General features: G+C 67.7%; 22 protein-coding genes and 1 tRNA gene. 10 read left to right on the forward strand and 13 right to left on the reverse strand.

Annotation, left to right across the window (positions count from 1 at the left end; all coding sequences use genetic code 11):
- The first annotated feature begins 67 nt into the window (after positions 1-67).
- From ACEI37_RS21335 to ACEI37_RS21345, 3 genes are all read left to right on the forward strand, one after another.
- Positions 68-1,672 (forward strand): glycerol-3-phosphate dehydrogenase/oxidase, encoded by a 1,605-nt coding sequence (locus ACEI37_RS21335; RefSeq protein WP_373378054.1) that lies wholly within the window; start codon positions 68-70, stop codon positions 1,670-1,672.
- A 73-nt stretch (positions 1,673-1,745) separates the two neighbouring features.
- Positions 1,746-2,123, forward strand: a complete 378-nt coding sequence (locus ACEI37_RS21340) for an MliC family protein (protein WP_373378055.1) — start codon at positions 1,746-1,748, stop codon at positions 2,121-2,123.
- A gap of 81 nt (positions 2,124-2,204) precedes the next feature.
- On the forward strand, positions 2,205-2,585 hold the full coding sequence (locus tag ACEI37_RS21345) for a hypothetical protein (RefSeq protein WP_012353264.1): 381 nt from the start codon (positions 2,205-2,207) through the stop codon (positions 2,583-2,585).
- 39 nt (positions 2,586-2,624) lie between these two features.
- On the opposite strand, the gene ACEI37_RS21350 is transcribed toward ACEI37_RS21345, so the two are convergent.
- From ACEI37_RS21350 to ACEI37_RS21375, 6 genes are all read right to left on the reverse strand, one after another.
- Positions 2,625-2,909, reverse strand: a complete 285-nt coding sequence (locus ACEI37_RS21350) for a hypothetical protein (RefSeq protein WP_111517587.1) — start codon at positions 2,907-2,909, stop codon at positions 2,625-2,627.
- Between the two features lie 64 nt (positions 2,910-2,973).
- Positions 2,974-3,198 carry a hypothetical protein gene (locus ACEI37_RS21355; protein ID WP_062800783.1) on the reverse strand — a complete coding sequence of 75 codons (225 nt, stop codon included), beginning with the start codon at positions 3,196-3,198 and terminating at the stop codon, positions 2,974-2,976.
- A 113-nt stretch (positions 3,199-3,311) separates the two neighbouring features.
- The gene (locus ACEI37_RS21360; RefSeq protein WP_373378056.1) at positions 3,312-3,758 is read right to left on the reverse strand and encodes a hypothetical protein; all 447 of its coding nucleotides are present in this window, start codon (positions 3,756-3,758) and stop codon (positions 3,312-3,314) included.
- A gap of 138 nt (positions 3,759-3,896) precedes the next feature.
- Positions 3,897-4,100, reverse strand: a complete 204-nt coding sequence (locus ACEI37_RS21365) for a hypothetical protein (RefSeq protein WP_373378057.1) — start codon at positions 4,098-4,100, stop codon at positions 3,897-3,899.
- Between the two features lie 67 nt (positions 4,101-4,167).
- Positions 4,168-4,584, reverse strand: a complete 417-nt coding sequence (locus ACEI37_RS21370) for a lysozyme inhibitor LprI family protein (protein ID WP_373378058.1) — start codon at positions 4,582-4,584, stop codon at positions 4,168-4,170.
- Positions 4,585-4,635: 51 nt separating this feature from the next.
- Positions 4,636-5,097: a CopD family protein gene (locus ACEI37_RS21375; protein ID WP_373378059.1), complete on the reverse strand. Its 462-nt coding sequence runs from the start codon at positions 5,095-5,097 to the stop codon at positions 4,636-4,638.
- 325 nt (positions 5,098-5,422) lie between these two features.
- Between ACEI37_RS21375 and ACEI37_RS21380 the strand changes: the two genes are divergently transcribed.
- From ACEI37_RS21380 to ACEI37_RS21390, 3 genes are read left to right on the forward strand one after another with little or no spacing between them, the layout of a single operon-like run.
- A complete protein-coding gene (locus tag ACEI37_RS21380) occupies positions 5,423-6,025 on the forward strand; it encodes a YfiR family protein (protein WP_111517583.1) in 603 nt (200 codons plus the stop codon).
- Positions 6,022-7,323 carry a diguanylate cyclase domain-containing protein gene (locus tag ACEI37_RS21385; RefSeq protein ID WP_373378060.1) on the forward strand — a complete coding sequence of 434 codons (1,302 nt, stop codon included), beginning with the start codon at positions 6,022-6,024 and terminating at the stop codon, positions 7,321-7,323. Before ACEI37_RS21380 ends, ACEI37_RS21385 begins: the two co-directional genes overlap by 4 nt.
- A gap of 8 nt (positions 7,324-7,331) precedes the next feature.
- The gene (locus ACEI37_RS21390; protein WP_373378061.1) at positions 7,332-7,853 is read left to right on the forward strand and encodes an OmpA family protein; all 522 of its coding nucleotides are present in this window, start codon (positions 7,332-7,334) and stop codon (positions 7,851-7,853) included.
- Between the two features lie 21 nt (positions 7,854-7,874).
- Here the strand turns inward: ACEI37_RS21390 and ACEI37_RS21395 are convergent, their stop codons facing one another.
- The 6 genes from ACEI37_RS21395 to acs form a co-directional block, all read right to left on the reverse strand.
- The gene (locus ACEI37_RS21395; RefSeq protein WP_373378062.1) at positions 7,875-8,147 is read right to left on the reverse strand and encodes a hypothetical protein; all 273 of its coding nucleotides are present in this window, start codon (positions 8,145-8,147) and stop codon (positions 7,875-7,877) included.
- Positions 8,148-8,208: 61 nt separating this feature from the next.
- The gene (locus ACEI37_RS21400) at positions 8,209-9,057 is read right to left on the reverse strand and encodes a D-amino acid aminotransferase (protein ID WP_373378063.1); all 849 of its coding nucleotides are present in this window, start codon (positions 9,055-9,057) and stop codon (positions 8,209-8,211) included.
- A gap of 105 nt (positions 9,058-9,162) precedes the next feature.
- The gene (locus ACEI37_RS21405; protein ID WP_373378064.1) at positions 9,163-9,654 is read right to left on the reverse strand and encodes an N-acetyltransferase family protein; all 492 of its coding nucleotides are present in this window, start codon (positions 9,652-9,654) and stop codon (positions 9,163-9,165) included.
- A gap of 132 nt (positions 9,655-9,786) precedes the next feature.
- Positions 9,787-9,877, reverse strand: a tRNA-Ser gene (locus ACEI37_RS21410).
- A 61-nt stretch (positions 9,878-9,938) separates the two neighbouring features.
- Positions 9,939-11,990: a VC_2705 family sodium/solute symporter gene (locus ACEI37_RS21415; RefSeq protein ID WP_373378065.1), complete on the reverse strand. Its 2,052-nt coding sequence runs from the start codon at positions 11,988-11,990 to the stop codon at positions 9,939-9,941.
- A 108-nt stretch (positions 11,991-12,098) separates the two neighbouring features.
- A complete protein-coding gene (gene acs, locus ACEI37_RS21420) occupies positions 12,099-14,081 on the reverse strand; it encodes an acetate--CoA ligase (protein WP_373378066.1) in 1,983 nt (660 codons plus the stop codon).
- A gap of 310 nt (positions 14,082-14,391) precedes the next feature.
- On the opposite strand from acs, the gene ACEI37_RS21425 reads away from it, so the two are divergent.
- The 4 genes from ACEI37_RS21425 to murI all read left to right on the forward strand — a co-directional run bounded on the left by ACEI37_RS21425 (position 14,392) and on the right by murI (position 18,647).
- Entirely contained in the window at positions 14,392-15,351 is a 960-nt protein-coding gene (locus ACEI37_RS21425) for a DMT family transporter (RefSeq protein ID WP_373378067.1), read from the forward strand.
- A gap of 114 nt (positions 15,352-15,465) precedes the next feature.
- Positions 15,466-16,014, forward strand: coding sequence for a TIGR00645 family protein (locus ACEI37_RS21430; RefSeq protein WP_373378068.1), 549 nt, complete (start codon positions 15,466-15,468; stop codon positions 16,012-16,014).
- Between the two features lie 199 nt (positions 16,015-16,213).
- The gene (locus ACEI37_RS21435; RefSeq protein WP_373378069.1) at positions 16,214-17,737 is read left to right on the forward strand and encodes a fumarate hydratase; all 1,524 of its coding nucleotides are present in this window, start codon (positions 16,214-16,216) and stop codon (positions 17,735-17,737) included.
- 100 nt (positions 17,738-17,837) lie between these two features.
- Entirely contained in the window at positions 17,838-18,647 is an 810-nt protein-coding gene (murI, locus tag ACEI37_RS21440; RefSeq protein WP_373378070.1) for a glutamate racemase, read from the forward strand.
- Between the two features lie 37 nt (positions 18,648-18,684).
- Here murI and ACEI37_RS21445 read toward each other — a convergent pair whose 3' ends face one another.
- The gene (locus ACEI37_RS21445; protein ID WP_373378071.1) at positions 18,685-20,997 is read right to left on the reverse strand and encodes an AAA family ATPase; all 2,313 of its coding nucleotides are present in this window, start codon (positions 20,995-20,997) and stop codon (positions 18,685-18,687) included.
- Positions 20,998-21,086 lie beyond the last annotated feature (89 nt).

Here is a 21,086-nt window from a genome sequence, read left to right on the forward strand (position 1 = left end):
AAACCCGTCCAGCGCCACGTCCGGACCACTCGAACAATTTAGCCAGCACCCACCACACACCAGCGTCATGCACAGCCTTCCCACCCCGATCCAGCCGCCCGGCCGCGCCGCCCTGCTCGCCACCCTGGAGCGCGAGCCGCGCTGGGACGTGATCGTCATCGGCGGCGGCGCCACCGGCCTTGGCACCGCCGTCGACGCCGCCTCGCGCGGCTACCGCACGCTGCTGGTCGAAGCCGCCGACTTTGCCAAGGGCACCTCGAGCAAGGCGACCAAGCTGGTGCATGGCGGCGTGCGCTACCTGGCGCAGGGCAATATCAGCCTGGTGCGCGAGGCGCTGCACGAGCGCGGCCTGCTGGCCCGCAACGCGCCGCACCTGGTGTGGCCGCTGGGCTTCGTGGTGCCGGCCTACCAGATGTTCGACCAGCCCTTCTACGGCATCGGCCTCAAGCTCTATGACATGCTGGCCGGCAACCTCAACCTGTCCGGCAGCCGCTGGCTGAACCACCGCGAGGTGCTGGCGGCCGCGCCTAACCTGGCCGAACACGTCGGCGGGCGCCCGCTGCGCGGCGGCAACCTTTACTTCGACGGCCAGTTCGACGATGCACGGCTGGCGGTGGCGCTGATGCGCACGCTGTTCGACGTCGGCGGCACCGCGCTCAACTACATGCGCGCGACCGGACTGAGCCAGCAAGGCGGCGTGATCAGCGGCGTGACGGTGCAGGACGTGCTCGGCGGCGCCACCTTCCGGCTGCGCGCCGACTGCGTGATCAATGCCACCGGCGTCTGGGTCGATGCCGTGCGCCAGATGGAAGACGGGCATGCGCGCACCATGGTTGCGCCCAGCCAGGGCGTGCACCTGACGCTGCCGCGCAGCTTCCTGCCGGGCGACCGCGCCATCCTGATCCCCAAGACCGACGACGGGCGGGTGCTGTTCGTGGTGCCGTGGAACGGCCACACCATCGTCGGCACCACCGACACGCCGCGCCGCGACCTGCCGCTGGAGCCCGACGCCGGCGCCGACGATGTCGATTTCATCCTGGAAACGGCGTCGCGCTACCTGGCCAAGGACCCCACCCGCGCCGACGTCACCAGCGTCTGGGCCGGCCTGCGGCCGCTGGTGCGCGCCACCGGCGAAGCCTCCACCGCGTCGCTGTCGCGCGAGCATACGATCCTGGTGTCCAGGGCCGGGCTGATCACCGTCACCGGCGGCAAATGGACCACCTACCGCAAGATGGCCGAAGACGTGATCGAGACCGCGATCCAGCGCCAGATGGTGCGCGCGGCGCCGTGCGTGACCGCGGAGCTGCCGCTGCACGGTGCCGCCGGGTTGCCGGCCGACCTGCCGCCACCGGATTCGGGCTCGCCGGACCGGTACTACGGCAACGAGCTGGGCCTGCTGCGCACGCTGCCGGGACACGACCGCATGCTCACCGGCGCCTCGGGCCTGACCGAGGCCCATGTGCGCTTTGCCGCCCGGCATGAGCTGGCGCGCCGGGTCGAGGACGTGCTGGCGCGCCGCAATCGCGCGCTGTTCCTGGACGCCCGCGCGGCCATCGACGCGGCACCGGCGGTGGCCGCGATTCTGGCCGAGGAACTTGGCGAAGACGAAGCCTGGCAAGCGCGGGAATTGGAAAGCTTCCGTGCGCTTGCCGCAGGCTACATGCTCGGCTGAGCGCCTGGCACAGCGGCGCTGCCTCGATACGGCTCCGTGACTCCCCAACACCAACTTGCAACCAGACCACGCCATGCCCGATCGCCTGATACTTTCACGCACGCGCATCGTTGCCCTGCTCGCCTTCCTCTGCGCCAGCGCCACGGCCCAGGCCGCCCGCGCGCCCGGCATCGACGGCGTGCGCTTTCCCGAAGTGCGCACCATGCGCTACCAGTGCGACGGCGGCAACACGCTGACGGTGCGCTACTTCAACAGCCCGGACAACCAGGCCGCGGTGTTCCGCATCGAGGGCAAGCCGGTGCTGGCGGTCAGTACGGTCGCGGCGTCCGGCGCGCGCTATGTGGGCGGCCGCTACGAATGGTGGACCAAGGGCGAGTCAGGCACGCTGCGCGACCTGATGCAGGCAGAAAACGCCGCGCCCGCGCTGGCCAACTGCCACGCCCGGCCGTAAGCGCCACGGCGCGCGCCGCGCCACCTTTTGAAGCCGCGGCGTTCCGGGCGATAATGCGGGGATTGAATCAGGGAGAACACCATGGACGAGATTGAAGATCTGTCCGATCTGCCGATGCCCCGCTTTATCTGGGGCTTCGCCGTGATCGCAGGCAAGGGCGGCGAGGTCATGCACGATGAATTCGAGTACCTGACCCACACCCGCAGCCCGCGCTTCACCTGCCGCGTGGTCGAGCTGGAGGACATGCCGGCCGAAAGCGAGGAAGACGCCATCGACGGCCGCATCGTCCACGATGACGACCCGAGCCGCATGTTCTACATCACCGATGCCGGCATGGCGCTGGTCAATTTCCAGCTGTTCGACAAGATGCCGGACAAGCAGAAATTCAAGCGCATCTGCGACGAAGCCATCGCCAACTGGATGCTGCGCCGCGAATTCCTCGACGACGAGGAAGAGGACTGATCCCCCTGGCACAGCGGCGGCACGGCCGCCGCGCTGCCGTCAGGCCTGGCTTTGTTCCGGCGGCAGGGCCCCGGCCAGCACTTCATTGAGCAACCCGGTCATGCCGCCCGGATGATCGGCGGCCAGCGCCTGCAGGCGCTTCACCAGCGTGCCATCGAGCTTGCACGCGAACGGCACCAGACCCTGCTCCTGGTCCAGCCGGCGCTGCTCGCGCCGGTCCGGGCGCGGCGCGGCGCCGGGCATGCCGCCCCGCCCTGCCGCCGCTTGCTTCAGGCTGTTGGCGATCTTCAGCCCCTTGTTTTTTTCCAGGTCGGTTTTCTTCACGGCAATATCCGAAAGTCTGTAGAGGGCGGTATTGTACGCACCCGCGGCGGCCGCTCCGGCGGCATCATGCGTCGCTGACTTCGATCAGCTCGGCAGCGACCCGCTGGATTTCCGCATAGACCGGTATCGCGTCCATCGGGCCGGTGCAACCCACCGCCGTAGCCTGGCTGGCATCGGCGCCAGGCGGCAGGAACACAAAGGCCATGCCGGGCTGCCAGCCGGGATGCTTGCGCAGGCTGTCGTTGAGGATGTCGAGATACTGCGCGCGCGTGAAGACGTGCCTTGCCATCGCTACCTCCGGAATCCGCTGCCGATGCGCCGCGCGGGCGCGGTTGTCATGGCGGGGATCGTAGCATGGCAGCGGCGCCAGGCGTCACCGTGCGGCGCCGGATGGCAGGCAGGTCAGCACTCGCCCTTCTTGGCCTGGCCGGGCGGGCAATGTCCGCCCTTGCTGTTCTTGCTGCCGTGGCCTGGATTGCCCTTGCCTTTGTCCTTGTCCTTGTCCTTATACCCGCCGCCCTGGTCCCAGCGGCCCGGCACCAGCACCCAGCCGTCGCGCGCCTGGATCCAGCGCGGCGACTCATAGACATAGCCCGGGCGCTCGCGCTCCCAGCGGCCCTTCTTCCAGGCATGCTTGCGGTGGTGATCGTCCCAGTCCCAATAGCCGGGCATCCACACATAGCCGGCGCGCGGTGCGGGCACGGCCTCGTAGATCGGCGCCGGCGGCGGCACGCCAATGGCGATATTGACCGAGACCTGGGCCAGCGACGCCGCACTGAGGGTCAGGCCCGAACCGAGCAACGCGGCCAGCAGCAGGGCCCTGGCCGGGCGAAGCGCGCAATCCGTCATGGGAGTCCTTTCTTGTGGAGGAACATGCCCATAGTCTAGTGCGCCATGAGCCTCCGGCAAGTCAAGAATTGGTATTGACCGTCCATGGATGCCGGCGCGCAACAGCCCGGTGCAAGCCCCGCTTGCGCGCGGGCGATGCTAGTGATCCTCGGCCATCGCCTTGAGCTGGGCCTCGCCGGCAACGCGCGCGGCATCTGAGGTGGTGAAGGTATCGTCCGACACGATCGCGCGCCTGACCTGCTGCGCGCTGAAATCCACCAGCGCGATGACCCACACATAGCGCCCCGACCGGGGTGCGGTCTGCACGAAAGCCTTCAGGTTGTGGCGCGATTCGTTTGCCATGATCCATCTCCGGTTGAGACGTGCCGCAGCACAGGGGTCAGGCAACTCTAGCACAAGGCCCGCGAGCTCACCGGCCGGCGGCCTCGGTGGCGAAGGCACGCAATTCGCGCACGCGCGCGGCGGTCATCTCCAGCAGGCACGACGCGCCGGCCACGCGCGCCGCGCTGCCGCCGGCAGGATTGGAGACATAGGCGCAATTGGCCTGGCGGTACTCCAGCCAGGCCCGCTGCGCCACCCGCAACTGTCCGGTGCGCGGCGCCTCCAGCCGCCGCAGCAGCGACTGGTAAGCGCGGTTCAACGCCGTATCCTGCACGCGCGACTCCAGCGCCGCGCAGTTGAGCATGTCGGCGGTCGAAACGGCCTTGTCCATGCAGCGCTCATAGTCGGCGCTCAGGCCCCCATTCTGCGTGCCATTTTCCGCGGCGGCGGCGGGGATCGCCGCCACGGCCAGACCGACGACGGCAACACATGCGAGGACGCGCATAGCAGCTCTCCGTTTGCGTGGTTATGACAAGACGAGCCGACGCAGATCCGCTCAGGCGAGCCAGCGACCCAGCGTCGCCACGGCGATATTGGCCAGCCCCAGCACGAGGTTGGTTCCGACCGCCTGCCGGATGCGGTTCAGCGCGGCACCGGCGGCTGGCCAGTCCTGCGCATCGACGGCCCGGCCCAGCACCCGGTAGGGGCCAAACCAGACGTAGCAGAAGATCCCCGCCATGACGACGCCGATGCCCAGCATCAGGTGCCAGTTGCGTGGTGCGCCCGCCATGCCAGTTGCCGCCATCATCGCGCCACCGCTCAGCAGGATCGCCACTATCGACGCCCACACCCATGGGAAGAACCGGGCAAACACGCCGCGCCACAGGCGCAGCCGGGGCGGCGGCTCCAGCAGGCTGCCGGCCACCGGGCGCAGGCACAGGTAGGCGAAGAACATGCCGCCGACCCAGACGGCGACGCCGGTCAGGTGCAGCAGGCGGAAAACAGGATCGGCGATCATGGCGGCAGGGGGCGAGTTGGACGAGTTGGACGAGTTGGACGAGTCGGGGCGATGGCCACATTCTAAGTGTTGTGTCCGCCACGGCGAAGCCTGGCATGCGGGCAACAGCGGTCAGGGGGGTTCAGGAACGCAACCTTGGGGCCGATAAACATTTCGTATCACGCCGCGCCACGAGCCGGTCTCCGCAGAATCCCGCTCGTTCCGCCCGTTTTCGCCGATTCACCGCAAGGCCGGACGCTTGACCGTCCCGAACCCGGCCTCACACAATACGCGCGGCCAGCCCACAACTCCGCAACCGGCCGCTCCGCCCCTTTCGTTCCAGACCATGGCGCCTGCCCCAGCCAGCCCCCCGCCGACCCCGCCCGCTGCCCGTGCGCGACCGCTGCTGCGCCGCGGCCTGACCGCGCTGCTGCTGGCCGTGACGCTGGCGGTGCTGCCGGCCATGCTGCCCCCCGCGGTCACCGCGCAGCCCGCCCCGCAACGGGCCGACCTGGTCGCGCGCGTGGTCATCAGCCTGCTCGGCTACGCGCGCTGGCCGGTGGAGCGCGATCCGGTGCGGCTGTGCGTCGATCACGCCAGCCGCTATGCGGCCCGGCTGAAGGAAGGCGGCACGCTCGCCAATGGCCGCACCGTGCAGACCCGCCAGGTCGACGTGCTGGCCGACATGCTGCATCCGGCGTGCGATGCGCTGTACGTGGGCACCATGAACGAACCACGCCGCAAGCGCCTGTCGGCCGAACTGACCGGCCGCCCGGTGCTGGTGATCGCGGAAGAAGATTTCGAGTGCGAGGTGGGCAGCATGTTCTGCCTCAACATCCGCGACAACCAGGTCTCGTTTCGCGTCAACCTCGATACCCTCGCCCGCAGCGGCGTGCATATGCACCCCGGCGTGCTGCAGCTCGGCCGCCGCAAGGGAGCGCCGTCATGAGCCAGCCCCAGCCGGTGCGCGGGCAAGGCGCGCGCCCCACCCTCTACAGCGTGCTGCGCCGCATCCACCTGGGCGTCGCGCTGATCGCGGTATGCACCGCCGGCCTGGCGCTGACCGCGATCGGCGTCACCGCGCTGCGCGTCTACGCCGACCACAACGTGCGGCTAGTGGCGCGCTCGATCGCCTATACGCTGGAAGCGCCGGTGGTGTTCCGCGACCAGGCGGCCACCGCCGAAACGCTGGCCGCGATCGCCGCCTCGGAAGACATCGCCCGCGCCACGGTCTATGACCGCGACCACCACGTGCTGGCGGTATGGCAGCGCCCCGGCCAGGCCCCGCTGACCGGCGTGCGCCACGCGCTGGTCGAATGGCTGGGCACCGATGCGGTCGAGCAGCCCATCCTGCACCAGGCGCAGCAAGTCGGCACGCTGCGCGTCAGCGGCGACCCGCGCAACCTGCTGCACTTCCTGCTGCAAGGCGCACTGGGGCTGCTTGCCTGCCTGCTGCTGACCGCGGTCGGCGCGCACTACCTGGCCAGCCGGTTGCTGGTGCAGATCATCGAGCCGTTGCGCAACCTGATGCGGGTGGCGCACGCAGTGCGTTCGCAGCGCGATTTCGCGCAGCGAACGCCGCCGGCCAGCATCGCCGAGCTCAATGCCCTGAGCGATGACTTCAACGGCCTGCTCGACGAGCTGCAAACCTGGCAGAACCAGATGCAGCACGAAAACCGCTCGCTCGCCCACCGCGCCAACCACGATGCCCTGACCGGGCTGCTGAACCGCGCCGCCTTCGTCGAAACGCTGGAGCACGCCGTGCGCCATGCAGCCGCCAACGACGAATATGCCGCGGTGCTGTATCTGGACAGCGACGATTTCAAGCACGTCAACGACCGCCACGGCCATGCCGCCGGCGATGCGGTGCTGGTCGCGGTGGCCCAGCGCATCCGCGCCAGTCTGCGCGGCCGCGACACCGTGGCGCGCATCGGCGGCGACGAATTCGCGGTGCTGGCCACCGCGCTGCGCGCCCCCGCCGATGCGATCCAGATCGCCGAGCATATCCTGCATGCCATGGCCTGCCCCATCGACCTGCCCGACGGCAGCTCGGTGCAGGCTTCGCTCAGCATCGGGCTGGCGGTCTTCCCGGTCCACGCGCAAGGCAGCCAGGCCCTGCTGCACGCCGCCGACGCCGCCATGTACGGCGCCAAGCGGCGCTCCGGCGGCATCTGGCAAAGTGCCGAGCCGCGCATCGAATCGCGAATCGAATCGCGCATCGACCCGCGCTCCGACATCACGCAGTGAGAATCCACATGTTTGCAAGCAGTCCCCCGACACTCCACACATCCAGATGGAAAGCCTGGCTGGCGGCCGTCATGCTGGCCTGCCTGGCGCTGGCCGGCTGCCAGACCACGCCGCCGGCAGGCCGGCTGTCGCCGGCGCAGCTGGCGGTACTGCAGCAGGAAGGCTTCTTGCGGACCGACGAAGGCTGGGAACTGGGCCTCACCGACAAGGTGCTGTTCGGCTTCAACGAGGACCTGATCGAAGGGGACCGCGCCGCCAATGTGCAGCGCCTCGGCCGGGCACTGAGCGGCGTGGGGATCGAGCGCCTGCGCGTGGACGGCCATACCGATGACGCCGGCTCGGCGGACTACAACCAGTCGCTGTCGGTGCGGCGCGCCGAGGCCGTGGCCCGGCTGCTGGCCGATGCCGGCTTTGCGCGGGACAACATCGAGGTGCGCGGGCTGGGCAAGAGCCGCCCGGTAGCGGACAACCGCACCGCCGCGGGACGCGCCGAGAACCGGCGCGTCGCCATCATCGTTTCAGTGGATTAGCGCCAGATCAGCGCGCCCGGCTCAGTCGCCGAAGGGGTTGGGCGCGCGGTTCTCGAGCGCTTCGTTCAGGTCGAACTCGTCGCGCACCTTGTCGACCACCGCGCGCACACTGGCGGCATAGCCGTGCAGATTGTCGAAGGCCATGTCCCAGTTGCGGCCCCGCGCGTCGCGCGGGTGGGGCTGCGGTGACGGCACGCGGATCCTGGCACCGTCTTCGCCGATTTCATCGATCTGCTGGATACGCCGGCCGACCTCATCCTGCAAGGCACGCCGGCCGCGCTCACGCTTGGCCATGACTGACTCCTGGCTGAATCCCAATGCATGCTAGCACGCGTCGGGAGACCCTGGCAGGCACTTACAGCGCCGCCTTGGCCGCCTGGTAAGCCGCGTACAGGCGCGCAAACACCGGCCCCGGCACGCCTTTGCCGATGGGACGGCCATCGATGCTGACCACCGGCAGCAGCTCCTTGCTGGCCGACGACAGCAGCACCTCGTCGGCGGCAAACACCTCGTCCCTGGCGATCCGGCGCGACTCCAGCGCAATACCCATCGCCTCGCAGATCTCCTCCATGAAGCCGTAGCGGATGCCCTCCAGGATCAGGTTGTCCTTGGGCGGCGCCGACACGCGGCCATCGCGCACCACCCACACATTCGACGCCGACGCCTCGGTCAGCCAGCCGTCGCGGAACTGGATCGCCTCGGTCACGCCCTGCTCCACCGCATGCTGCGCCGCCAGCACGTTGCCGAGCAACGAGGTCGACTTGATCTGGCAATTCAGCCAGCGCCGGTCCTCCATGGTCACGCACGCAACACCCTGCTCGACCATCTGCGTCGACGGCAGCGCCATCGGATTGGTCATGATCAGCACCGTCGGCACCACCTCCTTCGGAAACGCATGCGTGCGCCTGGCCACGCCACGGGTTACCTGGATATAGACCAGCTGATCCGACAGGCCATTGGCCTTGACCACCTCGCCGACACGCTCCAGCCACTGCGCGGCGCTGTACGGGTCGGGAATGCCGATGCCCTCCAGGCTCCGGTGCAGCCGCGCCAGGTGCTGCGCGCCGCGGAAAGGCTTGCCGTGGTAGTACGGGATCACCTCATAAATGCCGTCGCCAAAGATAAAGCCGCGGTCCAGCACAGGGATGCGGGCCTCGGAGAGCGGGGTCAGGGTGCCGTTGAGGTGGACGATGGGGTCGGACATGGGATGCACTGGGCGGTTCGAAAGAGATGCCCGATTCTTTCACGGGCGGCCCGGCAAGGTCATGCAATCTACGCATGAATACGGCATGGCGCCCGTCGCTTGTGCTCAGACTGGCACCAGCGCCTTGGACAGCAGCACCGTGGTAAAGCCGCTGTCCCAGCTTTCATCGGGATAGAAATCGATCTCGGCATAGCCCTGGCGCCGATAGAAGGCGCGGCTCTGCTGGTTGAACGTATCCGTCTCCAGCCTCGCCTCGCGATGCCCGGCGCGGGCCATCTCGGCTTCCGCATGCGCCAGCAGCGCCCCGCCCAGGCCCATCCGCTGCCAGGCCCGGCCGACATGCAGCGCCCAGATGAAATTGTTTTCCCAATCCACCATGGCGGCTGGCACGCCGTTCACGCAGGCAACATGGAATTCCTGCAAGCGCGCTTCAACGTAACTGCGGGTCTTGCCTTGCTGCTCGAAGGCGGCGGCGGCGGCCCGCGTCAGTTGCGGCTTCCAGGTGCCGAGGTAGGTGTCGACGAGGATGGCTTCCACGGCTTGCGCGTCAGCGGGCAAGGCGGGGCGGATTTCGAAATGGGGGGTGATGTTGGTCATGGGGCGAGAGCATAACCGGTACGGGTGTGAATCGGCAGCCCTTGCCCAATCTCGGCGCGAAGCCGCTGACCGCCCGGAAACAAAAAAGCCGCCCAAGTTACGGGCGGCTTTGCATGATCTTGCGCAGTGTTCTGGCGGAGAGAGGGGGATTCGAACCCCCGATGGGCTATTAACCCATACACGCTTTCCAGGCGTGCGACTTAAACCACTCATCCATCTCTCCGGCAAGTCCGCGATTATAGCAGAGTTGCCGGTCGAATCCAGTACCTCGTCATCTCCCTGCCCTACCCCTTGCGCAGGTAGGTCACCAGCCGGTCGATCACCGGCGCGTTGCGCGGCGTCAGCAGGCTGACCACGATCGCGACCGCGAAGCCGGCGGGAACGCCGAAGGCGCCGGAGGCGATCGGGTCGACGCCGAACCAGCGGTTGCCGAAGATGCCGGTCATGCGGGTGAAGAAGGGATAGTTGACGAAGATGTAGTACACCGCCACGCCGAGCCCGGCGACCATGCCGGCGAAGGCGCCGGCGGCGGTAGTGCGGCGCCAGAAGATGCCGAGAACCAGGACCGGGAAGAAGCTGGAGGCCGCCAGCGAGAATGCGGCGCCGACCAGGAACAGGATATTGCCGGGGCGCAGCGATGTGACGTAGGAGGCGAACAGCGCCACGGCCAGCAGCACGATCTTGGCGGTGGTGACGCGCCGCTGGTGGCTCGCCTGGCGGTCGACCATGTGATAGAAGACGTCGTGCGAGAGCGCGTTGGCGATGGTCAGCAGCAGGCCGTCGGCGGTCGACAATGCGGCCGCCAGTGCCCCGGCGGCGATCAACCCGGAGATGACGTACGGCAGGCCGGCGATTTCCGGGGCGGCCAACACGATCATGTCGGGCTGCAGCAGGATTTCGGCCCACTGCACGATGCCGTCGCCGTTGACGTCGCGGATGCCGAACACCGGTGGATCGACCTTGCGCCATTGCACCACCCACTGCGGCAGTTCGGCGTACGGGGTGCCGACCAGGTGCTCGAAGAACTCGTATTTCACCAGCGCCGCAAGCGTCGGTGCCGAGACGTAGAGCAAGGCGATGCAGAACACGGCCCACGCCACGGAGTTGCGCGTTTCCCTGACCGAGGGCGTGGTGTACAGCCGCGTCAGGATATGCGGCAGGCTGGCGGTGCCCACCATCAGGCAGAACACCAGCAGCACGAAATTGAGCCGCTTGGTCTTGCGCTCCTGCTCCGATGCCGCGGGATAGGGTTCGGTGGACGACATCGAATGGCGGCTGCGGGCCAGCGCCTCTTCGCGTTGCTGGTGCCACTGCTGCTGCGCGGCGGCGGCATCGCGCGGGAACTCGAGCCGTTCGCGCTCGAGCGCCTTGATCTCGCGCAGCGGCGCATTGCGCGTGCGCAGGTCCTGCAGGCGTGCGTCGAGCGCGTCGCGCTCCTGCGCAAAGGACTCGGGCAGGCGGGCGATGCGTTCCTGCAGCAGGATGGCCTGCTGCCGGTAGTAGTCGCGCACCGCCTGTTCGGCGGGCTCGCGCTCCAGCTGCTGTTCCCGGGCATCCAGCTGCGTCAGCAGCGTGCCGTAGCTCAGTTGCGGCAGCGGTTCCTGGTGGTGCTTCCACGCGATCATCGACACCGTGACCAGGAACGCCACGATCATCATGATGTACTGCGCCACCTGCGTCCAGGTGACCGCGCGCATGCCGCCAAGGAAGGAGCAGACCAGGATGCCCGCCAGCCCGAAGAAGATGCCGACGGCAAACTCGACGCCGATGAAGCGCGTCACCACCAGCCCCACGCCCTGGATCTGCGCCACCAGGTAGACGAACGAGCAAAGCGAGGCGGCCAGCACCGCGATCGCGCGCACCGGCAGGTTGCCGCCGGGCTTGCCGTTGCCGTAGCGCGCGGCGAGGAAGTCGGGGATGGTGTAGCCGCCGTACTTGCGCAGGTAGGGCGCGAGCAGGAAGGCGACCAGGCAATAGCCGCCGGTCCACCCCATCACATAGGCCAGCCCTTCGTAGCCCGATGAAAACAGGATACCGGCCAGCCCGATGAACGACGCCGCGCTCATCCAGTCGGCGGCAATCGCCATGCCGTTGAACATCGCCGGCACGCGCCGCGACGCGACGTAGTATTCGTTGAGGTCCGAGGTGCGGCAGATCAAGCCGATGCAGGCGTAGATCGCGATGGTGATGAACAGGAAGACGTAGCCCAGCCACAGCGCATCGGCATTGGAGCGTTCCAGCAATCCCATCATCCCCACGAAGCCGAACAGCCCCAGCGTGAACAGGCCGTAGTAGAGCAGCAACCGTCGGCGAAAGCGCGACTGGGCTTCGGGCATGAGGGGACAGTCCGTGTCGGTGGGAAGCTATCGTAACAAACCCGCCGGCGCGCGGGTGCGCGGCGGCGGGTTCAGGGTTCGGCTCCGGCTTGCCGGATCACCGGCGGATTACTGCGCCTGCTTGAGCTGCTCGAGGATGGCCGGGTTCTCCAGCGTCGAGGTGTCCTGCGTAATTTCCTCTCCCTTGGCCAGCGACCGCAGCAGGCGGCGCATGATCTTGCCCGAGCGCGTCTTGGGCAGGTTGTCGCCAAAGCGGATGTCCTTGGGCTTGGCGATCGGGCCGATCTCCTTGCCGACCCAGTTGCGCAGTTCGGTCGCGATCTTCACGGCCTCGTCGCCGCTCGGGCGCGAGCGCTTGAGCACGACGAAGGCGCAGATCGCTTCGCCGGTCATGTCGTCCGGGCGGCCCACCACCGCGGCTTCAGCCACCAGCGGGTTGGCCACCAGCGCCGACTCGATCTCCATCGTGCCCATGCGGTGGCCCGACACGTTCAGCACGTCGTCGATGCGGCCCATGATGGTGAAGTAGCCGGTGTCCTTGTCGCGGATCGAGCCGTCGCCGGCCAGGTAGAGCTTGCCGCCGAGCTCTTCGGGGAAATAGCTCTTCTTGAAGCGCTCCGGATCGCCCCAGATGGTGCGGATCATCGCCGGCCACGGGCGCTTGACCACCAGGATGCCGCCACTGCCGTTGGGCACGTCCTGTCCGGTCTCGTCGACGATGGCGGCCATGATGCCCGGCAGCGGCAGCGTGCACGAGCCCGGCACCAGCGGCGTCGCGCCCGGCAGCGGCGTGATCATGTGGCCGCCAGTCTCGGTCTGCCAGAAAGTGTCGACGATCGGGCAGCGCTCGTTGCCAACGTTCTTGTAGTACCACATCCACGCTTCCGGGTTGATCGGCTCGCCCACCGTGCCCAGCAGGCGCAGGCTGGACAGGTCGTACTGCTTCGGGTGGATCTTCTCGTCGGCCTCGGCGGCTTTGATCAGCGAGCGGATCGCGGTCGGCGCGGTGTAGAAGATGCTGACCTTGTGGCGCGCGATCATGTCCCAGAAGCGGCCCGCGTTCGGGTAGGTCGGCACGCCCTCGAACACCACCTGGGTGGCGCCGGCGGCCAGCGGGCCGTAGGCGATATAGGTGTGGCCGGTGACCCAGCCGATGTCGGCGGTGCACCAGAACAGGTCGTCGGGCTTGATGTCGAACGACCACTTCATCGTCATCAGCGCCCACAGCAGGTAGCCGCCGGTGCTGTGCTGCACGCCCTTGGGCTTGCCGGTGGAGCCGGAGGTGTAGAGCACGAACAGCGGATGCTCGGCGCCGACGGGCTCGGCCTCGCAGGTATCGGGCTGGTTGGCGCAGACGTCGTCGAGCCAGCGGTCGCGGCCTTCGGTCCAGGCGACGTTGCCGCCGGTGCGGCGGTAGACGATCACGTTCTTCACCGCCTCGCAGCCGCCCAGCGCCAGCGCGTCGTCGGCGATGGCCTTGAGCGGCAGCGCCTTGCCGCCGCGCATCTGCTCGTCGGCGGTGATCAGCGCCACCGCGCCGACGTCGACCAGCCGCTCCTGCAGCGACTTGGCCGAGAAGCCGCCGAACACGACCGAGTGCGTCGCGCCCAGGCGCGCGCAGGCCTGCATCGCGACCACGCCCTCGACCGACATCGGCATGTAGATCACCACGCGGTCGCCCTTCTTGATGCCGAGCGACTTCAGCCCGTTGGCGAAGCGGCACACCTTGGCATGCAGGTCGCGGTAGGTGACGCGGCTGACGGTGCCGTCGTCGGCCTCGAACACGATCGCGACCTTGTCGGCATTGCCGTTCTGCAGGTTGCGGTCCAGGCAGTTGTACGAGGCGTTGAGCTCGCCGTCCTCGAACCACTTGTAGAACGGCGCATTGCTCTCGTCCAGCACCTTGGTGAAGGGCTTGTTCCAGTGCAGCAGCTCGCGTGCGTAGCGGGCCCAGAAGCCCTCGTAGTCGCGCTCGGCCTCGTCGCACAGGGCGCGGTAGGCGTCCATGCTGGGGATGGCTGCCTGGCTGGCAAACGCCTCGGGCGGGTTGAACACGCGATGCTCCTGCATCACCGATTCGATGGCGGACATGGACTCGTCTCCTGATTTTGGACTGGCTTTGGCTGCCACGTTACGCCCGACGGCTTACTTAAACCTGACGATAAATCCCTGCAGCCGGCAGGATCAGGCGCTGCAACGTGTTGCATTGCAGCGGGAAGAATCGGGGGGCGCGCCGCGAAAGTGCAGCCTTCTCCATTAGGCTAGCACAGCTATAATGCCGCGAGCCTGATACCTGAATGCGACGCCGGCCCTTGCCGCGCGGCGCCGCACCGACCAGCGCGGACCCTTGCCCGTGCACCCCGCCGGCCTGTCGACCGGAACATCCCCAAGGCAAGTACCCGTGCCCGCCAACGCTCCTGTCTTCGCTCCCGTCTACGTGCTGTTCCTGATCGCCTCGATGGCGCTGGTCGGCAGCAACGTCGGGCTCGGCAAGTCGATCATCGCGCATGTGCCGGTGCTGCTGTTCGCGCTGCTGCGCTTTGTCATCGCCGTCGTCTGCCTGGCACCGTGGTACCGGCCCGCGCGCATGCGCCAGGTCTCGCGCGGGGAATGGCTGAACCTGTTCCTGCAGGCGTTCTTCGGCACCTTCCTGTTTACGCTGCTGATGCTCAACGGCGTGCGCCTGACCAGCGCCATGGCCGCCGGGGTGATCACCAGCACCATCCCCGCCACCGTCGCGCTGCTGTCCTGGCTGCTGCTGCGCGAACGGCTGTCGCGACGCACGCTGGTGTCGGTGCTGCTGGCAGTGGCCGGCATCACCGTGCTCAACATCGCGCGCTGCGATTCCCACGGCGCCGGCGCAGGCAGCCAGGCCTGGCTGGGCAACCTGATGATTATGGGCGCGGTGGTGTGCGAGTCGATCTACGTGATCCTGTCGCGCCGGCTCACGCAGACGCTGGCCGCGATCGAGATCTGCGCCTACACGCACCTGATCGGCGGACTGCTGATGCTGCCGCTGGGGCTGGTGCCGCTGCTGAACTTCGATGCGAGCGCAGTGCCGGCGCAGACCTGGCTGATGGTGCTGTGGTACGCGCTGTCGGCCAGCGTGTTCTCGTTCTGGCTGTGGATGAAGGGCATCCGCCATGTGCCGGCGCAGCTGGCCGGGGTCTTCACCTCGGTGCTGCCGGTGGCCGCGGCCACCTACGGCATCGTCTTCCTGGGCGAGCAGCCGGGCTGGCCGCATGGCGTGGCATTGGCGTGCGTGCTGGCCGGGATCGTGCTGGCCAGCTGGCCGGGCCGGATCACGCGCGACGCGTGGCGAGCCAAGGCGGCCGGCGCCGAACCAGAGGCGCGCGCCTGAGCGCTGCGGCCGCAGGCAGCGCCGGACCCTCAGCGGTTACCGCTGGTAACACAGCGGTGCCATGGTCGCTTGGTACAATCCACGCCGATTTTCAACTCGCCGACCCGCCCCGCCATGGCTTCCAACCCGATTCCCGAGCAGCAGCCCCAAACCCTGCGGCCGATCCCGAGCATCATCTTCGCGTCGCGCTGGCTGCAGCTGCCGCTGTATCTGGGCCTGATCGTGGCCCAGGGCGTCTACGTCTACCATTTCCTGATCGAAGTCTGGCATCTGCTCGCCCATGTGACCGAGTTCGACGAGAACAAGATCATGCTGGTGGTGCTGGGCCTGATCGACGTGGTGATGATCTCCAACCTGCTGATCATGGTGATCGTCGGCGGCTACGAGACCTTCGTCTCGCGGCTTGGCATCGACAACCATCCCGACGAGCCGGAGTGGCTCGACCACGTCAATGCGGGTGTGTTGAAAGTCAAATTGTCGATGGCACTGATCGGGATTTCGTCGATCCACCTGCTCAAGACCTTTATCGACGCCGAACAGCGCTCTACCCATACCATCATGTGGCAGGTGGCGATCCACCTGGCGTTCCTGCTGTCGGCAGTGGCAATGGCATGGGTGGACCGGATGGTCACCCACCCTGCCGGCGCGCACCCCAAGCATTGATCGCGGCCCGCAGGCCGACCTGCTTGCTTCGCTGATGACCGCGGCCATGTGCCGCGGTTTTTGCTTTTGGGCCGACGCGGCCGCCGGCAGCGGCGTTTGCCGCACATTACCGCCTGTGGACGGCTGTATGCAGCCGGACAGAGCGCCGCCGCTCAGTGTATGATTTCGGGCTGTGTTTCACCGCTGCCCACCCCACAAAATGACCGTCATCAAGCAAGAAGACCTCATCCAGAGCGTCGCCGACTCCCTGCAGTACATCAGCTACTACCACCCGATGGACTACATCACCAGCCTGGGCCGCGCCTATGAGCTGGAGCAGAGCCCGGCGGCCAAGGACGCGATCGCACAGATCCTGACCAACAGCCGCATGTGCGCGGAGGGCAAGCGCCCGATCTGCCAGGACACCGGTATCGTCACGGTCTTCGTCAAGGTGGGCATGGACGTGCGCTGGGACGGTGCCACGATGGGCCTGACCGACATGATCAACGAGGGTGTGCGCCGCGGTTACACGCACCCCGACAACGTGCTGCGCGCCTCGATCGTCAGCCCGCCCGAAGGCGGCCGCAAGAACACCAAGGACAACACCCCGGCCGTGATCCACTATGAAGTGGTCCCGGGCAACACCGTCGATATCCAGGTCGCGGCCAAGGGCGGCGGCTCGGAAAATAAGTCCAAGTTCGTGATGCTGAACCCGTCCGACTCGATCGTCGACTGGGTGCTGAAAACCGTACCGACCATGGGCGCCGGCTGGTGCCCGCCGGGCATGCTGGGCATCGGCATCGGCGGCACCGCCGAGAAGGCGATGGTGATGGCCAAGGAATCGCTGATGGAATCCATCGACATCCAGGACATCATCGCGCGCGGCCCGAAGGACTGGGTCGAGGAACTGCGCGTCGAGCTGTACGAGAAGGTCAATGCGCTGGGCATCGGCGCGCAGGGCCTGGGCGGCCTGGCCACCGTGCTGGACGTCAAGATCATGGCCTGCCCGACGCACGCCGCATCCAAGCCGGTGGCGATGATCCCGAACTGCGCCGCCACCCGCCACGTTCACTTCACGCTCGACGGCAGCGGCCCGGCCACACTGGAAGCGCCGGACCTGTCGCAATGGCCGAAGGTCGAGTGGGCGCCTAACACCGAGACCTCCAAGCGCGTCGACCTGGACACGCTGACGCCGGAAGAAGTCGCCTCGTGGAAGCCGGGCCAGACCCTGCTGCTCAACGGCAAGATGCTGACCGGCCGCGACGCCGCGCACAAGCGCATCGCCGACATGCTGGCCAAGGGTGAGAAGCTGCCGGTGGACTTCAAGAACCGCGTGATCTACTACGTCGGCCCGGTCGATCCGGTGCGCGACGAGGCGGTCGGACCGGCCGGCCCCACCACCGCCACGCGCATGGACAAGTTCACCGAGATGATGCTGGCCGAGACCGGCCTGATCTCGATGATCGGCAAGGCCGAGCGCGGCCCCGTGGCGATCGAGGCCATCAAGAAGCACAAGTCGGCCTACCTGATGGCCGTGGGCGGCGCCGCCTACCTGGTGGCCAAGGCGATCAAGCAAGCAAAGGTGGTCGGCTTCGAAGACCTGGGCATGGAAGCGATCTACGAGTTCGAGGTCAAGGACATGCCGGTGACGGTGGCCGTGGACAGCGAAGGCACCTCGGTGCACAAGACCGGCCCGGCGGAATGGCAGGCCAAGATCGGCAAGATTCCGGTCGCCGCGCTGTAAGCCGCCACGCTTCGGGACGGTAGAATCTGCCGTCGCACTCGAAAAGCCGGGTTCCGACCCGGCTTTTTTCTGCACTGTGTCCAGTCATCCTCGCATCCCCGTGAACCCCGCACCCATCGGCGTCTTCGATTCCGGCCTCGGCGGCCTGTCGGTGCTGCGCGAGATCCGCGCCCTGCTGCCGCACGAGCCGCTGCTGTACCTTGCCGACTCGAAGTACGCGCCCTACGGCGAAAAGCCCGAACGTTTTGTCGAAGCGCGCACGCTGCAGGCCTGCGAGTGGATGATCGGCCAGGGCTGCAAGGCGCTGGTGATCGCCTGCAACACGGCCACGGGCCATGCCGTGGCCTTGCTGCGCGAGCGCCTGCCGGTGCCGATCATCGGCGTCGAGCCCGGCCTGAAGCCCGCTGCCGCGGCCAGCCGCAGCAAGGTGGTCGGCGTGCTGGCGACCGCCAATACGCTCAAGAGCGCGAAGTTCGCGAGGCTGCTGGCATCGCTGGACGGCGAAAGCCGCTTCCTGTGCCAGGCGGGGCTGGGGCTGGTGACCCTGGTCGAGCAAGGCCAGACCGGCGGGCCCGCCGTGCGCGAGCGCCTGGAAGCCTATCTCACGCCGATGCTGGAGGCCGGCGCCGATACCCTGGTGCTGGGCTGCACCCACTACCCTTTCCTGGAAGGCGCGATCCGCGCCATCGCCGGCAACCGGCTGGCGCTGGTCGATACCGGCAGCGCGGTCGCGCGGCAGCTGGCGCGCAAGCTCGACGAGTATGCGCTGGCCGCGCCGCCCGATGCCGCGGGGCATGACCGCTTTGTCTCGACCAAGGATGCCGCGCATTTGCGCGCGATGGTGGCCGCGCTGCTGCAGCGGCAAGCCGATGCTGAGACCGTGGTGATCGAGCCGGCGCCGGCGTTCTGACCGGCGCCCTCGGTTGCCCCCTCCGCTACTCCTTCGGTCAGCGCAGGAAGCCCAGCGGGCGGTGCTCGCGCACCTCGGGCTTGATCGCATGCTCCTGGCGCAGCTGCGCCAGGAATTCGTCCGGCGTCAGCGCCTCGCCCAGCAGCACGCACTGGCGCTTGACCGTGGCAAAGTCGCCGGGCGTCAGGCAGTCCATCGCGGCCAGGTCCGCGCGCATGGCATCGGTCAGGCCGGCGGCCTCGCCGTCGAGCGCCTCGTCGACAAACATCGCCACGCGTTGCGCCGGCCTGAGCGCCAGGAAGCGGATCTTGAACGAGAAGCGGCGCAGCGCGGCCTCGTCGATGCGGTCGAACAGGTTGGTGGTGCAGATGAAGATGCCGTTGAAGCGCTCCATGCCCTGCAGCATCTCGTTGACCTCCGAAATCTCATAGTTGCGCACCGCCTGCTGGCGGCTCTGCATGAAGCTGTCGGCCTCGTCCAGCAGCAGCACTGCGCCGTCCTCTTCCGCACGCGCGAACATCGCGGCGATCTGCTGCTCGGTCTCGCCCACGTACTTGCTCATCAGGTCCGAGGCGCGCCGGATCATCAGCGGCAGGTCCAGCTCGGCCGCGATATGCTCGGCCAGGGCGGTCTTGCCGGTGCCGGGCGGACCATAGAAGCACAGTGTGCCGCGCTGGCGCACGCGCAGCGCGTCGACGATCTTGACCACGTCGTAGCGGGTTTCGAGGTGCAGGTTCTCGAGCCGGTAGTGCGTGACCACCGGGCGCGCCTCGGCCTCGGGGCGCAGGCCCATGGCGCGGTCGGCATGTTCGAGCTGACGCAGGATCAGCGCCTCCACCGGTTCTTCCACGGGATCTGCCAAATTCGGCCGCGCCAGTTCGACAAAGCGCGCCGCCGACTGCACCTGCGCCGGCGTCAGCGTCTTGCGCGCGGCCAGCCCGGTGATAAAGGCATCGCTGACATCGAGCCCGCCCAGGTGCTTGCGGATGATGTTCTCGCGCACCAGCGGCGGCGGGATTTTCAGCTCGAGGTGGAACTGGAAGCGGCGCAGGTAGGCCGGGTCGATCTGCCGGATCGAATTGGAAATCCAGATCACCGGCACCGGGTTCTGCTCCAGCGTCTGGTTGACCCAGGCCTTGCCGTTGACCGACGCGCGCGCGTCCTCCTGGCCGAACAGGCTCATCAGCTCGCGCGCGCTGCCCGGGAACACGTCTTCGACTTCATCGAACAGCAGCGCGGTATGGGCACGCCCGCGCAGAAACGCCTGCGACACCTGCAGCGAGCGGTAGCGGTCCTTGCCCGACAGGCTGTTGCCGTCGCGATCCAGGCAATCGACCTCATACAGCTCGCAGCCGGCCTCGCGCGCCAGCAGCCGCGCGAATTCGGTCTTGCCGGTGCCGGGCGGGCCGTAGATCAGCACGTTGACGCCGCTGGCGTGCTGGCGCGTGGCATTGGCCAGCAGCGCGCGCAGGTAGCGCGCGTCGGTCTCCACATGCGGATAGTCGGCGGTGGTCAGCGTGGGCGGCGCGGCCGGGCGGGTGAAGACCGCCATCATCTCGGCCTCGTTGGCATAGTTGCCGAGCAGCACGTGCAGTAGCCGGTCCGACAGCCGCATCAGGTCGCCCAGGTCGGTCACGCTGTTTTCCGGCAGCGGCTGCTCGATCAGGTTCAGCGTTTCCAGCCGCGAGCCGGGCCGCAGCGACGCCGCCACGTCGGCCGCGCCGGCGCCGGTCAGGCCGGCCAGGATCTGGAACGCCTCCTGGCTGTGCGCCACCTTGCAGTCCACCATCACCGCGCGCAGGTCGCGCTTGTACTTGGCCAGCGCGGCATACAGCAGCAGCTTGCGCTCATGGTCAGGCAAGTCCAGTACGTGGCTGAGCATGTCGATATTGCGCACCAGCAGCACGCGCTCGCCCTCGAGCCGCTGGGCAATGGCCGCGGCCGACGCGTCGAACACGGCAAACATGTCCTTGGCGTGGTGCTTGACGTACTCGTCGAGGTAATAGAACAGTGCGCTTTCGTCGAAGGCGCTGTTCCACTGGCCGTGGCGGTCGAGGAATTCTTCCGGGGTCAGGCGCGCCGCGCCCTTCCAGGCGGGCATGTCGGCGCAGCGCGCCGCCAGGAAGCGCTGCACGCGCAGCACCACGCCGTACGGCCACACCATCTCCTGCGCGCTGACGGTCAGGACATCGTTGATATTGCTGCGCAGGTTGAAGCGCGGGCCCAGCGCGCAGACCACGCGCAACGCAAACTGCGCGCACATCCAGTCCAGCGCCGAGTTGGACGATGCGCCGGGCATGGAGCGAAGCAGCGTCGATCGGTCATCTTCAGCAAAACGTGTGAAGTCCATGAACGGGTCCCCGAGCGCGCGATGCGCAATGGCGGGCCGCGACAGGGGCACCGCCACGTCTGCAGTGTCATTCTATGCTAGCGCGCTTT

It is taken from the genome of Cupriavidus nantongensis (assembly GCF_041726985.1).
GTDB lineage: Bacteria > Pseudomonadota > Gammaproteobacteria > Burkholderiales > Burkholderiaceae > Cupriavidus > Cupriavidus nantongensis_A.

Excerpts from the sequence above, each read along its gene's own strand:
- ACEI37_RS21390 (WP_373378061.1), top strand. The coding sequence starts at position 7,332 with ATGTTTGCAAGCAGTCCCCCGACACTCCACACATCCAGATGGAAAGCC.
- ACEI37_RS21395 (WP_373378062.1), bottom strand. The coding sequence starts at position 8,147 with ATGGCCAAGCGTGAGCGCGGCCGGCGTGCCTTGCAGGATGAGGTCGGC.
- ACEI37_RS21375 (WP_373378059.1), bottom strand. The coding sequence starts at position 5,097 with ATGATCGCCGATCCTGTTTTCCGCCTGCTGCACCTGACCGGCGTCGCC.
- ACEI37_RS21405 (WP_373378064.1), bottom strand. The coding sequence starts at position 9,654 with ATGACCAACATCACCCCCCATTTCGAAATCCGCCCCGCCTTGCCCGCT.
- ACEI37_RS21365 (WP_373378057.1), bottom strand. The coding sequence starts at position 4,100 with ATGGCAAACGAATCGCGCCACAACCTGAAGGCTTTCGTGCAGACCGCA.
- ACEI37_RS21385 (WP_373378060.1), top strand. The coding sequence starts at position 6,022 with ATGAGCCAGCCCCAGCCGGTGCGCGGGCAAGGCGCGCGCCCCACCCTC.
- ACEI37_RS21345 (WP_012353264.1), top strand. The coding sequence starts at position 2,205 with ATGGACGAGATTGAAGATCTGTCCGATCTGCCGATGCCCCGCTTTATC.
- ACEI37_RS21445 (WP_373378071.1), bottom strand. The coding sequence starts at position 20,997 with ATGGACTTCACACGTTTTGCTGAAGATGACCGATCGACGCTGCTTCGC.
- ACEI37_RS21435 (WP_373378069.1), top strand. The coding sequence starts at position 16,214 with ATGACCGTCATCAAGCAAGAAGACCTCATCCAGAGCGTCGCCGACTCC.
- ACEI37_RS21355 (WP_062800783.1), bottom strand. The coding sequence starts at position 3,198 with ATGGCAAGGCACGTCTTCACGCGCGCGCAGTATCTCGACATCCTCAAC.
- ACEI37_RS21340 (WP_373378055.1), top strand. The coding sequence starts at position 1,746 with ATGCCCGATCGCCTGATACTTTCACGCACGCGCATCGTTGCCCTGCTC.
- acs (WP_373378066.1), bottom strand. The coding sequence starts at position 14,081 with ATGTCCGCCATCGAATCGGTGATGCAGGAGCATCGCGTGTTCAACCCG.
- ACEI37_RS21370 (WP_373378058.1), bottom strand. The coding sequence starts at position 4,584 with ATGCGCGTCCTCGCATGTGTTGCCGTCGTCGGTCTGGCCGTGGCGGCG.
- ACEI37_RS21380 (WP_111517583.1), top strand. The coding sequence starts at position 5,423 with ATGGCGCCTGCCCCAGCCAGCCCCCCGCCGACCCCGCCCGCTGCCCGT.
- ACEI37_RS21400 (WP_373378063.1), bottom strand. The coding sequence starts at position 9,057 with ATGTCCGACCCCATCGTCCACCTCAACGGCACCCTGACCCCGCTCTCC.
- ACEI37_RS21415 (WP_373378065.1), bottom strand. The coding sequence starts at position 11,990 with ATGCCCGAAGCCCAGTCGCGCTTTCGCCGACGGTTGCTGCTCTACTAC.
- ACEI37_RS21430 (WP_373378068.1), top strand. The coding sequence starts at position 15,466 with ATGGCTTCCAACCCGATTCCCGAGCAGCAGCCCCAAACCCTGCGGCCG.
- ACEI37_RS21360 (WP_373378056.1), bottom strand. The coding sequence starts at position 3,758 with ATGACGGATTGCGCGCTTCGCCCGGCCAGGGCCCTGCTGCTGGCCGCG.
- ACEI37_RS21335 (WP_373378054.1), top strand. The coding sequence starts at position 68 with ATGCACAGCCTTCCCACCCCGATCCAGCCGCCCGGCCGCGCCGCCCTG.